Origin of the sequence: Actinosynnema sp. NPDC050436 (assembly GCF_040655415.1) — a bacterium.
Classification (GTDB): domain Bacteria; phylum Actinomycetota; class Actinomycetes; order Mycobacteriales; family Pseudonocardiaceae; genus Actinosynnema.
In genome coordinates, this window is record NZ_JBFAJV010000002.1 from 847,424 (window position 1) to 861,298 (window position 13,875).

At 72.9% G+C, this 13,875-nt stretch carries 13 protein-coding genes; 7 read left to right on the forward strand and 6 right to left on the reverse strand.

The window, feature by feature from the left end:
- The first annotated feature begins 683 nt into the window (after positions 1 to 683).
- Positions 684 to 1,394, forward strand: coding sequence for a hypothetical protein (locus tag AB0I60_RS08075; protein WP_360726740.1), 711 nt, complete (start codon positions 684 to 686; stop codon positions 1,392 to 1,394).
- A gap of 690 nt (positions 1,395 to 2,084) precedes the next feature.
- On the opposite strand, the gene AB0I60_RS08080 is transcribed toward AB0I60_RS08075, so the two are convergent.
- Positions 2,085 to 3,050: an alpha/beta hydrolase gene (locus AB0I60_RS08080; RefSeq protein WP_360726742.1), complete on the reverse strand. Its 966-nt coding sequence runs from the start codon at positions 3,048 to 3,050 to the stop codon at positions 2,085 to 2,087.
- Between the two features lie 323 nt (positions 3,051 to 3,373).
- Here AB0I60_RS08080 and AB0I60_RS08085 point away from each other — a divergent pair, with 323 nt between their 5' ends.
- Both AB0I60_RS08085 and AB0I60_RS08090 read left to right on the forward strand, forming a co-directional pair.
- Positions 3,374 to 4,318: an NAD(P)-dependent alcohol dehydrogenase gene (locus AB0I60_RS08085; RefSeq protein ID WP_360726744.1), complete on the forward strand. Its 945-nt coding sequence runs from the start codon at positions 3,374 to 3,376 to the stop codon at positions 4,316 to 4,318.
- 123 nt (positions 4,319 to 4,441) lie between these two features.
- Entirely contained in the window at positions 4,442 to 4,858 is a 417-nt protein-coding gene (locus AB0I60_RS08090; protein ID WP_360726745.1) for a hypothetical protein, read from the forward strand.
- A 110-nt stretch (positions 4,859 to 4,968) separates the two neighbouring features.
- Here AB0I60_RS08090 and AB0I60_RS08095 read toward each other — a convergent pair whose 3' ends face one another.
- Both AB0I60_RS08095 and AB0I60_RS08100 read right to left on the reverse strand, forming a co-directional pair.
- Entirely contained in the window at positions 4,969 to 5,973 is a 1,005-nt protein-coding gene (locus tag AB0I60_RS08095; protein WP_360726747.1) for an enoyl-CoA hydratase/isomerase family protein, read from the reverse strand.
- Between the two features lie 115 nt (positions 5,974 to 6,088).
- Positions 6,089 to 7,198, reverse strand: a complete 1,110-nt coding sequence (locus AB0I60_RS08100; protein ID WP_360726749.1) for a serine hydrolase domain-containing protein — start codon at positions 7,196 to 7,198, stop codon at positions 6,089 to 6,091.
- Positions 7,199 to 7,502: 304 nt separating this feature from the next.
- Between AB0I60_RS08100 and AB0I60_RS08105 the strand changes: the two genes are divergently transcribed.
- From AB0I60_RS08105 to AB0I60_RS08115, 3 genes are all read left to right on the forward strand, one after another.
- The gene (locus tag AB0I60_RS08105) at positions 7,503 to 8,222 is read left to right on the forward strand and encodes a thioredoxin domain-containing protein (RefSeq protein WP_360726751.1); all 720 of its coding nucleotides are present in this window, start codon (positions 7,503 to 7,505) and stop codon (positions 8,220 to 8,222) included.
- Positions 8,219 to 8,764, forward strand: coding sequence for a vitamin K epoxide reductase family protein (locus AB0I60_RS08110; RefSeq protein ID WP_360726753.1), 546 nt, complete (start codon positions 8,219 to 8,221; stop codon positions 8,762 to 8,764). The genes AB0I60_RS08105 and AB0I60_RS08110 overlap by 4 nt, the downstream gene beginning before the upstream one ends.
- Positions 8,765 to 8,959: 195 nt before the next feature.
- Entirely contained in the window at positions 8,960 to 9,946 is a 987-nt protein-coding gene (locus AB0I60_RS08115) for an SRPBCC family protein (protein WP_360726755.1), read from the forward strand.
- 58 nt (positions 9,947 to 10,004) lie between these two features.
- Here AB0I60_RS08115 and AB0I60_RS08120 read toward each other — a convergent pair whose 3' ends face one another.
- Positions 10,005 to 10,337, reverse strand: coding sequence for a hypothetical protein (locus tag AB0I60_RS08120; RefSeq protein WP_360726756.1), 333 nt, complete (start codon positions 10,335 to 10,337; stop codon positions 10,005 to 10,007).
- Between the two features lie 193 nt (positions 10,338 to 10,530).
- Here AB0I60_RS08120 and AB0I60_RS08125 point away from each other — a divergent pair, with 193 nt between their 5' ends.
- Positions 10,531 to 10,932 carry a ribonuclease domain-containing protein gene (locus AB0I60_RS08125; RefSeq protein ID WP_360726758.1) on the forward strand — a complete coding sequence of 134 codons (402 nt, stop codon included), beginning with the start codon at positions 10,531 to 10,533 and terminating at the stop codon, positions 10,930 to 10,932.
- A 53-nt stretch (positions 10,933 to 10,985) separates the two neighbouring features.
- Here the strand turns inward: AB0I60_RS08125 and AB0I60_RS08130 are convergent, their stop codons facing one another.
- The gene (locus tag AB0I60_RS08130; protein WP_360726760.1) at positions 10,986 to 13,145 is read right to left on the reverse strand and encodes an MMPL family transporter; all 2,160 of its coding nucleotides are present in this window, start codon (positions 13,143 to 13,145) and stop codon (positions 10,986 to 10,988) included.
- A gap of 5 nt (positions 13,146 to 13,150) precedes the next feature.
- On the reverse strand, positions 13,151 to 13,762 hold the full coding sequence (locus AB0I60_RS08135) for a helix-turn-helix domain-containing protein (RefSeq protein ID WP_360726762.1): 612 nt from the start codon (positions 13,760 to 13,762) through the stop codon (positions 13,151 to 13,153).
- Positions 13,763 to 13,875: the final 113 nt, after the last annotated feature.

A 13,875-nucleotide genomic window follows, 5' to 3' on the forward strand; every position in this document is an offset into this window, starting at 1 on the left:
CATGCCCGACGTCGCTGCGCAGTACGACCTGGTCGGCGTCGACCACGGTGTGCCCGAAGCGCTCCAGCAGGCCGATCGGGGCCTTGCCGTTGGTGCCGTCCTACGACGTCCACGAGCGCGTCTGGAACCCACCCATGCCGCTGTTGTTCCAGCGCCGTATCGGCGAAGAGAATAGAGCGTTCACCCCTCAGTGGTCCGCAAGCTCCAGAAAAAATCGAAGCAGTCGAACTCGAAATGCCGTTGATCGGGCCGATTCGCGGGCGAAATACCTGAGGACCCAGTCGAAAGGCACCGCCGACCCGGTGATCTAGGCACCACCAGCGAGCACTGCCAACCCACTGGTGGGAAGCCTTGAACGTCGATAGGTCCGTCGAACAGTGACCACGGCCGCAGTCACCAAGATCACTGTCGTCCGGAGATCGATTGCGCCGGTGAACTTCTAGTTGGTCATGCTGACGCTTTCCTTCCAGTGAGAGTGGTGCGGCACTCATCGGGAGACTCGGGAAAGCTGCTGGATAAGTGCTGCGGTCCTCTCAAGGCTGTGGCAACGAAGACGCATCGGTCACACCCACTGAACATGTTTGAACACGGATGGACAACATTGAACAGCCCGTCGAGCGGCAGGCCGAGGCGCGAAGTGGTGTTCAATGGGAGCGGCACCGTTGAACACCCAGGGAGGTACCGTGCCGCGAGATGCTTGGAAGAGGCTGCCGCCAGGGCCTCAACGTCTGTTCTTCGAGAAGCTCAACGAGCTGTGGGAAAGTCAAGGACTTCCCAGTGGTCGCGCGATCGCCGCCGCACTTGGCAAGAACAGGAGAACGGTGATGAGTCAGGGAACCGTGAACAACATGCTCAACGGCCCCCGGATCTCCAACTGGGACAATGCGTCAGCATTGATCAGGTACTTAGGGCGCGAACCACGCGACTTTCTGCCGCTTTGGCGAGATGCCAAGAAAGCTCAGCACACTGCCACCCGTCCGGTTGAATCGGAAGAATTTCCAGAACAATTCAGTCGCGTCGGTGACATGACTTCGGCAGGAGTCGAACTCGAACTGAAATCGCTCATGCGCTCCCGCAGCTATTTCAACCATCAGACACTACTCATACGTAAGCCATCCACAAAATCCTGGACCGACGACGACAGGCTGACAATGGACGAAGTCCTTGAACTCGTGGATCGGGCCATCGGCACCCTTGCCGACGAGACTCGCAGATGGACAGCCCGCGTCCTCTTCGGCATCACCAAGGATTTGCGGGTGAAATCGCTTGCCGAGCGTCGCGAAGTAGTAGCAAAGGAACTGAATCGGTCGCCGCGGACAATTCAACGACTGCAACCCACTCTTATCGAAGAGGTCGGCGAGGCGTTGACCACGATCCTAAGAAATCAGGGTTGACCGTCAAGACGACGCTGACCAGTGCACGTCCGCATGGCTGGTTCAGAGAAGCCTGCATCCGATGTCCAGCCTCCGCGTCGACTCCCGAGCCCACCCATGCCTGGTCGCGATCATCGCCGACCTCCGCGACCGCATCCGGGCAGCCAGCCTCAACGGCCGGCTCGGCGAAGTCCGAGTGCCAGAGACCAGCCTTAACGAAGCCGCCCGCAAGCTGGTTGCACTGGAACGAGCGATCGAGAGGAGGTCCTCGCAGGGGGCCGCCCCTGCCGGGTCTCCCGTGGCCGAACCGTGCAGCCAGGACTAGCAGGGGCCGGGCTGGTGATTGCCCGAACCGGCGACGTTGCCCATGGAGGAACCCATCGATTCCAACGTGACTTGACCACCGTGCCGTTCGACAGGAGAACGCCTACGAGACGCTCCACGCCTGGTACCTCTGGAACCTCGTCCGCTAGGATCCATGTCTCGAATGGTCGCCGACAAAGAACTGCACGGAGTGCTGCGCACATGTGCGGCAACCGGGCGGCGGCCGCCGCCGGGGATACCGACGAGGCGGTCCGCACCACGGCACTGATCCGGCGGTACCCGGACGATCCGACCGCCCGCTGAACGCCGGGCAGCCGGATCGCCCTTCTGGCGGGCGGTGCGACGCGTTCGACGGGCTCGATCGGATCACTCCGTGCGCCCGGGTGGTCAGTGCCGGTTGGCCCGGAAGAAGTTCAGCAGCACGGGGTTGGTCACGTCCGACCGTTCCCAGTGGACGTTGTGCCCGCACTCGTTGGCCACCACCGTGCGCACCCTGCGGAAGTGCCCGGCCAGCAGGCGCTGCACCGGCGGTGAGGTGAACGGGTCGGCGTCACCCCACAGCAGCAGGGTGGGCACGGCGAGGCGTTCGATCACGGCCCAGCTCAGCGAAGTCGCCCTGGGCTGGATGATCCCGCCGGACCCGGCCCGGTGGTGGATGTCCAGCCACCTGGCGACACCGTCCGGGTCGGTCGCGCGGTAGGCCGGGCCCAACTCCCGGAAGTGGACGGGCAGCGCGTCGACCTCGGGTGCCCGCAACCGCTCCACCATGTCCTGGTAGTCCTGCTCCCGGACCTGGAGCACGCACGCGCCGATCACCAGGCTGTGCAGCCGGTCCGGGTGGTTGAGCGCGTAGTCCATCGCGTACCAGCCGCCACCGGCGACGCCGACGACGTGGAACTTCTTGATCCCCAGGAAGTCCACGAGGTCGTGCAGGTCCTCGATGCCGGTCCTCGGGTCGTCCGGGTCCTGCACCGGCGAGTTGGTGTACCCCCGACGCGAGTAGCCGATGACCCGGTACCCCGCACGGGCGAGGTACGACTGCTGGTACGGCCAGCTCTCGCCACTGCCGCTCAGGGCGTGCAGCAGGACCACCGGCTCACCGGGCCCGCCGGTGTCCCAGTACCACAGCCGCGCCCCGGGCACCTGGAACCAGCCCTGGGTGGCCGGAACCTGCTCGGGTACCGGGATCCGGCGCACCGGGCTGCCGGGGCCCGGGACCGGCACGCCCGGTGGGTGCGCGTCGGCGGTCCCGTTGACCAGGGCCGTGCCGCCGAGCGCGAGCCCGGTTCCCTGTAACAGGGTCCGGCGGGATATCGGGAGCGACGGGTTCGGGTTGGCCTCGGCGTTGCCCATGCGACCTCATCTCGGGTGACCGGTTCCCGCCGACGTGCCGGACGTGCCGAGGAGCCGAACCACTGGCGCATCCGAGATCACGTGCCGGGACGGGGGTGCGGCGGCCGTCCGGAGCGTAGCGAAAGGTCTGCATTTGACTCCAGGCGTTCACCGTGGAGGACGCACCCTGGTGGGCACCGCAGCCTGTCGGCGGCTGCCGCGTCGGTCCGGCCACCGAAGACGGCCCGAACACGAGCGGGCGGCGCGGCGCGCAAGCGAGGCGATGTCGGAGCAGCACCTCCCACTTGCGCCGATCCGCCCGGTTCCGGCGCTAGTAGTGGGGCATGACTCCCACGACGATGCGACTGGCGACCTTCGACCGGTACGGGCCTCCCGAAGTGCTGACCGTGACCACCGCGCCCGTGCCGCGACCGCAGCCCGGCGAGGTGCTCGTGCGGGTGCGGGCGGTCTCGGTGAACGGCGGCGAGGCGGCGGTGCGGTCCGGCCGGCTGCGGCTGCTGACCGGGCGGCGGTTCCCCCGGCGGGTGGGCGTCGACCTGGTCGGCGAGGTCGTCTCGGCGACCGGCCGGTTCGCGGCCGGCGACCTGGTGTGGGGGCTGGTGGGGCGCCGGCTCGGGTCGGCCGCCGAGTACGTCGCGGTGCGCGCGGACCGCCTCGACCACGTCCCGGCCGGACTCGACGCGGTCCGGGCCGCCGCGCTGCCCTCCGGGACCACCGCGATCACCGCGCTGCGCGACAAGGCGGCGCTCGCGCCCGGCGAGCGGCTGCTCGTGCGCGGCGCGACCGGCGGCGTCGGGCACGTCGCCGTCCAGCTCGGGAAGGCGATGGGCGCGCACGTCACCGCGCTGGCCGGGGCGTCCACCCTGGACCTCGCGCGTGAACTGGGCGCGGACCGGGCCGTCGACTACCGCGCGCCCGGCGAGCTGGGCCGCTTCGACGTCGTCCTGGACGCGGTCGGCACCGACCTGCCCGCGTTCCGCCGGCTGCTCGCCCCGGGCGGGCGGATGGTGGCGATCGCGTTCGACCTCGACCACCCGGTCCGCTCGCTGGGCCACATCGCGCTGCACGCCCCGCGCCGCGACCGCTGGGTGCGCGGCTTCAGCGGCAACCCGACCACGCCGCTGTTCGCCGAACTCGGCCGGTGGGTCGCGGCGGGCGCGGTCGAACCCCGGGTCGACCGGGTGTTCCCGCTGGCCGAGGTCGCCGCCGCGCACCGCGCGTTCGAGCAGGGCGGGGTGCGCGGCAAGATCATCGTCGAGCTGCCCTGAACCGGCGGGCCCGCCCGCGCGCGTGGGCTGCGCCCCGTTCGCTCGCCCGGCCGGCCGCCGGCGATCTACAGTCGGGTCCGGCCGGGCCGAACGTGCGGCCGGGCACGCCGAGGAGGTGCCCGAGTGTCCGCGCGGCCAGGTCCGGAGAGCCACCCCGTCACCAGGCTGCTGCGCCTCGCGCTGGTCGTGGTCGGGGTGGTCTGGCTGGTGCTCGTCGTCACGTCGATCGCCGACGAGCCGCCGGCGGGCGCGGCCGATGCCCCGGCCCTGGCCCGGTCGCTGGAGGAGGCGCTCAACGCGCGGGACGCGGCGGCCCTCGAAGACCTGGTCGGCGGCCCGGTCTCCGGCGACGCCCGACCGGTCGCGGAGTTCCTGGCGGGCCAGGCGGAGCTGCCGCACGAGGGCCGGTGGCGGGTGGCGGTGCGCGACCGGACCGTCGAGGTGTCCGACGACCGGGGCGCGCGGGCGCGCTACGCGGCGGTGGAACACGCGGGCCGGTGGCGGCTGAACCCGGTCGGCCTGCTCGCCCCGGGCTCCTGACGCGGCACCGGTGGTCGGGGCCGGGGGCGGGGACGGTCGCGTTCCCGGCGCGACACCGGCGGCCGGGGCCGGCGCGGCGACGGCCGCGTTCCCGGCGCGGCAGCGGTCGGTCAGGGCCGGGGCAGGTGGAACGGGACGGCCGGCTCCGCGAAGTGCGCCGCCACGGCGGCGTCGTCCACGCCGGACAGCGCGGCGGGCGACCAGCGCGGCGACCGGTCCTTGTCGACCACCCGGGCCCGGATGCCCTCGACCAGGTCGTGGTCGCGCAGGCACGCCACCGACACCCGGTACTCCTGCTCCAGCACCGACTCCAGGTCGGGCAACGCGCGGGCCCGGCGCAGAGCGGCCAGCGCGACCTTCAGCGCGGTGGGCGACTTGGCGAGCACCTCCTCCGCCGTGGCGGCCTGGCCGTGCCGCTCCAGCCGCCGCACGACCTCCTCCACCGAGTCGGCCGAGAAGCACGCGTCGATCCAGTCCCGCCGCGCGGCGAGCGGGGACGGGCCGGCCGGGACGGCGAGGTCGGCGACGTCGGCCCCGGCGCGCAGCGCGTCCAGCCGGTCGGCGGGCACCAGGAAGTCCGCCAGCCCGCAGTGGATCGCGTCGGCGGCCGACAGCACCCCGGCGGTGAGCGCCGCCCAGGTGCCCAGCTCGCCGGGCGCGCGGGACAGCAGGTAGGTGCCGCCGACGTCGGGCGAGAGCCCGATGGCGACCTCCGGCATGGCGAGCCGAGTCCGCTCGGTGACCACCCGCACCGACCCGTGCGCCGACACCCCGACGCCGCCGCCCATCACCACCCCGTCCATCAGGGCGACGTAGGGCTTGGGGAACCGGGCGACCCGGGCGTTCATCCGGTACTCGTCGGCCCAGAACCCGGGCGTGGCAGTGCCGCCCGCGTCGGCGTCCCGGTGCACGGCCCGGATGTCGCCGCCCGCGCACAGCCCCCGGTCGCCGGCACCGTCGAGCAGCACCGAGCGCACGCCGTCGTCGGCCGCCCACGCGACCAGCGCCGCGTCGACCTCCAGCACCATGGAGTGGGTCAGCGCGTTGATCGCCTCCGGCCGGTTCAACGTGATGCGGCCGACGCCGCGCTCCACCCGGATGTCCACTTCGCCCACGACGCCACTCCCCGCTGAGACCGGAAACCACCCCAGCACAGCACCCGCCCGGCCGTTCCCGCCCGCCGTGGTGGCCCACCTCACGCCGGCCGGACCGGTGCCCGCCCGGCCGGGGTCAGCGGCGGGCGGCGAGGTCCATCAGGCCGTGCCCGATGTTGTCCGGGTCGGTCGTGCCCAGGTTGGAGACCACGGTGACCGAGGACCTGGTCCCCCGGTGGAAACCGTTGTAGGTGAGGAACCCGGGCAGGCCGCCGCTGTGCTCGACCGAGGTCTCCGAGCCGACCTTATGCAGTTGCAGGCCGTAGCCGTAGGGGTCGCCGGCGTTCTTCACGGCCGGGTTCGGGGTGGTCATCCGGTCGAGGGTGGCGCGGGTGACCAGCGGCGGGTTCGCGGTGAGCAGGAAGGTGTTCCAGCGGTGCAGGTCCGCCGTGGTGGAGGACAGCGAGCCGTCGGAGTAGCGCGGGAACGAGGTGAGGTCGGCGGGCGTGGTGGCGTCGGTGTAGCCGACCGCGCGCCCGGCCGGGTCGGTCTCGTCCCAGGCGGTGGTCGTCGCGCCCATCCCGAGCGGGTCCAGGACGGTGCGCCGCAGGAACGACTCGTACGACTCGCCGGACAGGTGCTCGATCAGCGCGCCGGCGGCCACGTACCCGGTGTTGCTGTACTCGAACTCGGTGCCGGGCGGCCGGGTGAGCGGCCAGGACCGCATCCGGTGCACCAGTTCGAGGTGCGAGGGCCGGTCGCCGAGCAGGGTGACGAGCTGCTCGCGCGGCAGGGCGAGGTAGTTCACCAGCCCCGAGGTGTGGTCGAGCAGGTGCCCCACCGCGATCGCCGCCCACTCCGGCGGGCACCCCGGCAGGTGGGCGCACAGCGGGTCGGTCAGCCGGAGCGCGCCGCGCTCCTCCAGCACGAGCAGGGCGAGCGCGGTCACCTGCTTGGTGACCGACCCGATGCGGAACCGGGTGGCGGGCGTGTTCGGCCGGGTGGTGGAGACCTCGGCCGGCCCGAACGCCCGGGACAGCAGCAGTTCCCCGTCCCGGTGCACCTCGACCACGCCCCGGAAGCCCAGCCGGTCCAACGAGCCGACGTGCTGCTCCAGCCTCTTCGCCAGGGCCTGTGCCGGTGTCCCGGACGACGGCCCGGACGACGGCGGAGCCGCCCCGCCCCCGGTGCACGCGCCCAGCGCGAACGCCACGCATAACAGGCCGACTCCTCGGAGAACCCCCACGCCCCACCCCCGTGCCGCGACCCCGTGGGTCGGCCCGGCGGCCGGGGGTCGGCTCCCAGTGTGCTCGCGGTCGGCCGTCCTGGTGGCCGGTTCGGACGGGATGCGGTCGCACCGGCCGGGCGAGCACGGCGTCCGCTGCCGGAGCGCCCGGGGGCGGTGGCCGCCACCCGTCCGGCCGCCGGATTACCACTTGTCGCACGAAAGGGTGAAGCGCTGCCGGGAACCAGTCCCCTCGGCATCCGACTAACTAGCCGGTGCCCCGACGCCCGCCGACCCCCGTCCCCGACCCGAGGTGGCCGCCCCGATGTCCCGCAAGTCCCACAACCCGGTGACCGCCCGGCGCGGCCCGTCCCTCAACGTGCTCCTGACCGTCGCGGTCGTCGTGGTCGCCGTCGCGGTGGTCGGGGGAGTGCTGCTCACCAACCGGGGATCGGCCGGAACGCCCCTCGGCAGCGCGCTGCGCCCGGCCGACGCCCACACCCTGTCCCGGGCCGACGGCGACAAGGTCACCGTGGTCGAGTTCGTGGACTTCCAGTGCCCGGCGTGCTCGTCGTACTACACCGAGGTCACCAAGAAGCTGGAGCAGGACTACCAGGGGCGCATCACGTTCGTCCCGCGCAACCTGCCCCTGGAGGCGCACCCGCTCGCGGTGCCCGCCGCCCTCGCCGCCGAAGCCGCCGGCCGGCAGGGCAAGTACGCCGAGATGTACCACGCCCTCTACGGCGACTACGACGCGTGGGCGCTCGACGGCCGGTCCGTCGCCACCGACCAGGCGGCGGCCACCGCGAAGTTCGAGCAGTACGCCACCGCCGCCGGCCTGGACCTGGCGCGGTTCCGCGCCGACGTGGCGTCACCGGACCTGCGCGCGATCCTCGACCGGGACGTCGCCGACGCCCGCTCGCTGGGCGTCACCAGCACCCCGACGCTGTTCGTGAACGGCGAGCAGTTCCGGGCGAAGGGGCGCAGCCTGGGCGACGTCGAGCGCGAGCTGCGGGCCAGGGTGGACGAGGAACTGGCCCGATGAGCCGTGCCCTGGCCCGGCTGCTCGTCGTCGGCGGCGCACTGGGCCTGCTCGCCTCGGCGGCGCTGCTGCTGGAGAAGATCGCGACCCTGCGCGACCCCGACCACGTGCCGACGTGCTCGCTGAACCCGGTGGTGTCGTGCGGTTCGGTGATGGACAGCGCGCAGGCGTCGGCGTTCGGCTTCCCCAACCCGGTGATCGGGATCGCCGCGTTCGCCGCCCTCGTGACGACCGGTGTCGCGGTGCTGGCGGGCTTCCAGCCGCCCCGGTGGTACCGGGTCGCGCTCAACGCCGGCACCGCGCTGGGCGTGGTGTTCGTGCACTGGCTGATCGCGGCCAGCCTGTACGACATCCACGCGCTGTGCCCGTACTGCCTGGTCGTGTGGATCGTGACCATCCCGCTGTTCTGGTACACGGCCTTGGACGCGTGGCCCGCCCTCGCGCCGCTGCGCCGGGTGCACAGCGTGGTGCCGGTGCTCTGGTACGCCGTGCTCGTCGCCCTGGTGCTGGCGGCTTTCTGGGACTACTGGATCAGTCTGGTGTAGACAGTCGCGGTCGGCCGCCTGCCGAGCCGTGGGACCCCTGCCGCGCCGGTCGGGTCCGTGAACTCCGCGTGGCACCGCTCGCACGAACGGGGATGACATCGACCCGATCCGGGTACCCGGGCCGGGCGGCCCCTGCGGGCGCACCCTGGCGGAGCCGACGGCGGCCCGCAGGACCACACCGAGGAGGGACCCCGAGTGGTCGACCACGACAGCCGGGACCGGGACGACGACCCCGGCCGGCAGGACGGGCCCGCGAGCGATCCCGCGAAGTCCTCCGGCACGAGCACCTACCTGGGCGTCTACCTCAACGACCACCTCGCCGGCGCGACGGCGAACGTCGAGCTGGCCCGCCGCGCGGCCCGCACCGAACCCCGCCTGCGCGGCCTGGTCCGCGAGCTGGCGGAGGACCGCGCCGCGCTCCTGCGGGTCATGGCGGAACGCGGGGTGCCCGTGCGGCGGCACAAGGTCGCGCTGGGCCGGTTGGGTGAACTGGCGGGCCGGCTCAAGCTCAACGGCGCGCTGGTCACCCGCTCGCCGCTGAGCGACCTGGTGGAGCTGGAAGCGCTGGAGCTCGGCATCGAGGGCAAGGCGGCGCTGTGGCAGGCCCTGCGCACGCTGCCCGACGCCGACACCTTCGACGGCCTGCTGGACCGGGCGCGGGCGCAGGCCCGGCTCGTGCAGGAGATCCGCCTCGACGCGGCGAGCGGCGCGCTGTCCGCGCGCACCGACCGGGCGGGCGTCGAGGTGGGCCGGACCTTCCTCGTGCGCACCCCGCCCGAGGCGGTGCACGAGTACCTGCGCGACTTCGCCCACGCCGAGGAGTGGGACCCCGGCACGGTGTCCTGCGCGCCCGTGGCACCCGGCCCGGTCGAGGTCGGCACCCGCTGGGACAACGCGACGACGTTCCTGGGCCGCCGCGTGGAACTGGTCTACGAGCTGACCCGCGACGACCCGGACCACTTGCAGTTCGTCGGCGCGAACCGGACGGCCACCGCCACCGACGACATCGCGATCACGCCCGGACCGCACCCCGGCACCAGCGCGGTCGAGTACCGCTCGCACGTCGAGTTCCACGGCGCGGCCCGGTTCGGCGCACCGCTCGCCCGGCTGGCGCTGGAGAAGCTGGCGACGGAGATGGAGCGCACCCTGCCGCGCGCGCTGGGCGGCCCCGTCCAGGAGTGACGGCATCCAGGAGTGACGGCATCCGGGAGTGACGGCGTCCGGGAGCGACGGCGGGGACTCAGCCCTGGCCCAGGGAGCGGCGGATCTCGGCGAGCTTGGCGCGGGCGGCCTCGTCGCGCTTGGCCCGCTGGGCGTCCAGCGAGTCGGCGGTGGGGCCGCTGCCGCCCAGCCCGGCCAGGTCGACCTCGGCGGGCGCGGTGTGGAAGCGGTTCTCGATCCGCTCGCGGACGTAGTCGAAGCTCGGGACGCCGTCGTCGGAGTAGTCCGGCGCCACGGCGGGCGGCGGCACGGGGCTCGGGAGGGCGGGCGTCCCGGCGTCCGGCACGATCTCGGCGTCCACCACGTCGGCGTCGCCCGCCGCGTTCCGGTCGTCACCCTGGGGTGTGGTCATCGCGAACTCCTCTGCCGGCGGTCCCCGCCAGGATAGGCGCTCCCGGCACCGGGCAGCCGCCGCGCGCCGGGCCTCGGCCACGCACCCCTGTCGGGTGAGTGGGCCCGCTCGGTCGGGTGAGCGGGGCCGGACGCCCGGCGGGCGCGGCGTCCGGGTCGAACACTGTGGGCGTTCCCGATCGAGAGGTGCGCCGATGTCCACTCGTCCCGGCAAGCGCGCGCTGTCCGCGCTGGCGTTGGCCTTCGCCGCGGTGGCGGGCGTGACCACCGCCCCGGCCTCGGCCGAGGTGTTCGACCACTGCGTGCGGCTGGGGTGCTCGGACGCCCGCGTGGCGTTCGACTACTGGGCGGCCGAGGGCCTGCCGCCGCGCCGGGTCACCAACGTCCTGCCGGACGACCAGTGCTACACGGGCGGCGGGACCTACCGCAACCGGGACGACCAACTGCCCGACGAGGAGCGGGGCACCTACCGCGAGTTCGACGTCTACCCGCGCCCCTGCGGCACCCAGCGCGACGCGCACCGGATCGTCGTCAACCACGAGACCCGCACCGCCTGGTACACCGACGACCACTACTCGAACTTCCACCGGCTCTGAACCGGGCAACGACAGCGGTGACGCCCCGAACGGGGGGCGTCACCGCGACGCGGTCAGCGGTTGACGTCGACCGCCGCCCGGTCCTCCCGTCGGGGGTGCTCGTCCAGGGCGGTGCCCTCCACGTCGAGTTCCGGCAGCCACCGCAGCCACCTCGGCAGCCACCACGCCTTGTCGCCGAGCAGGGCCAGGGCCGCCGGCACCAGGACCATGCGGACCACGAAGGCGTCCACCAGGATGCCGATGGCCAGGGCGAAGGCGATGGACTTGATGGTCGGCTCGCCGAACGGGACGAAGCCCGCGAACACCGAGAACATGATCAGCGCGGCGGCCACGACGACCGGCGCGGCCTGGCGGAAGCCGGTGGTGATGGCGGTGTGCGGCGCGGCGCCCCGGTGGTGCGCCTCGTGCATCCGGGACACCAGGAAGATCTGGTAGTCCATGGCCAGGCCGAACAGGATGCCGATCACCAGGATCGGGGTGAGGCTGATCAGCGGCCCGGTGGTGTCGAGGTTGACCGCGCCGGTCAGCCACCCCCACTGGAACACCGCGACGGTCGCGCCGAGGGAAGCCCCGATGGTGAGCAGGAAGCCCAGCACGCCGACCAGCGGCACGAGCAGCGACCGGAACACCAGCACTAGCAGGACCAGCGCCAGGCCGACGACCAGCGCCAGGTAGACCGGCAGCGCCTCATCCAGCGCGACGGCCACGTCGACGCTCACGGCGGTCGCGCCGGTCACGTAGGCGGTGGCGCCCTGCGTGTCGGCCAAACGCTCGCGCAGGTCGGCGACGAGCTTCTCGGTGGCGGCGGAGGTGGGGCCGGACTCGGGGACGACGGTCAGCAGGGCGGCGCTGCCGTCCGGCTTCGGCACGGGCGGCGCGACGACGGCGACGTCCTCGACGTCGGCGAACTCCTGGGCGGCCGAAGTCGCGGCCGGCACCGAACCGGCACCCTCGAACAGGACCAGCAGCGGGCCGTTGAAGCCCTCGCCGAAGCCGTCGGACAGCATCTGCTGCGCGCGGGCCTGGCTGCTGTCGCCGGGCGGGGTCTGCACGAGCGTGGTCTGCATCGACGCGACCGGGACGGCGATCACGCCCAGCGCGACCACCGACAGCAGCAGCGCCGCGACCCGCCGGCGCACCACGGTGCCGCCCCAGCCCCGGAAGAACCCGCGCTCGCGGTGCTCCTCGGTGGTGTCGCGCTGCTTGCGCGGCAGGGCCCGCCGGCCGAGGAAGCCGAGCACCGCCGGCACGAGCGTGATGGCCACGAGCACGGCCACGACGATGGTCCCGGCGGCGGCGATGCCCATCTGGGTCAGGAACGGGATGCCGACCACGGCCAGGCCCGCCAGGGCGATGACCACGGTGAGGCCGGCGGTGACCACGGCCGACCCGGCGGTGCCCACGGCGGTGCCGATCGCGTCGCCGACGTCCCGGCCGCGCCGCAGCTCCTGCCGGTAGCGGTTGATGATGAACAGCGCGTAGTCGATGCCCACCGCCAGGCCCAGCATGGCGGCCAGGATCGGGGTCGTGGAGGACAGCTCCAGGAACCCGGTGGCGATGGTGATGCCGAGCGTGCCGATGCCGACGCCCACGGCGGCGGTCAGCAGGTTCATCCCGGCCATCACCAGCGAGCCGTAGGTGAGCGCGAGGATCGCCAGGGCGATGACGACGCCGACCACCTCGACGACGCCGCCGACGTGCGGGGGCGCCTGCACGGCCTCGCCGGTCACCTCGGCGGTCCAGCCGCCCGCGCGGGCCTCGGCGACGGCGTCGGTCAGCGCGGTGCGCTGCGCCTCGGTGACCTCGCCGACCTTCGCGTCGTAGGTGACCGTGCTGTAGGCCAGGTCCCGGTCGGCGTTGACGGACGGGGCCTTGGGGTCGAGCGGGTTGCTCGCCGAGACCACTCCGGGCAGCTCGCCGAGCCGGCCGACCAGCGCGGTGATCTTCGCCGCGTTGTCCGGGGTGACCACCTGCTGCCCCTCGGGCGGCGCGACCACGACGCGGGCCGTCGCGCCCCCGCCGCCGAACTGCTCGCCGATCTTGTCCAGGGCGGTGGTGGACTCCTGGCCGGGGATGGAGAACGTGGTGGAGGTCGAGCCGGCCAGCGTGAGCGCGCCGACGGCCGAGCCGACCAGCACCACCAGCCACACCAGCAGGACGACGACCCGGCGGTGGAAGGCGGCGGAGCCGAGCCGGTAGAGCAGACGAGCCATGGGGATCAAACCCTCACCTGGGAGCGGTCGGACGGAACGGGGCCCGGGTCGCGGTGACCGAGCGCGTCGAGGCAGGTCGTGATGATGTGCGGGCGCCACTCGGCGGCGACGCCGCCGTGGCCGGCGGCCAGGCTGAGCACGGCGAGGGCGCTGAGCATCCCGACGACCCGGACCAGCCGCTCGGTGCCGCCCGCCTCCGGGTCGACGCCGAAGAGCGCGAAGACCAGCCGGTCGATGCCGTCCAGCCCCCGGTCCCGGGGGTCGACCTCGGCACCGGCGCCCAGCGTGCTGATGGCCCGGGACGCGAGCGCGATCAGGCCGGGCCGGGCCAGGGCGAAGTCGACCAGCAGCGCCACGGCCCGCCGGTCCCGCTCGGCCCCGACCGGCAGCACCCGCACCCGCTCCAGCAGTTCCGCGCTCTGCTCCCGACCGAGTTCGACCGCTGCCGCGAACAGGGCGTCCTTGCTCGGGTAGTGGTGCAGCAGGCCCGCTTTGGACAGACCGGCGGCGTCGGCGAGCGCCTGGAGCGAGGTCTGCGCGAACCCGTGCCGCGCGAACAGCCCGGCGGCGCGGTCGAGGATCTGCTCGTCGACCTGGAGGCGCAGTGGACGTGCCATGGTTGCCACGGTACGCAGTCACCAACCGATCCGGTCGGTCTTCCAACCGATTTGGTAGGTGGGCTCGGTCACCCTGTCGGAGCAATGAAACCCCCGGTCGGACCAACCGGCAA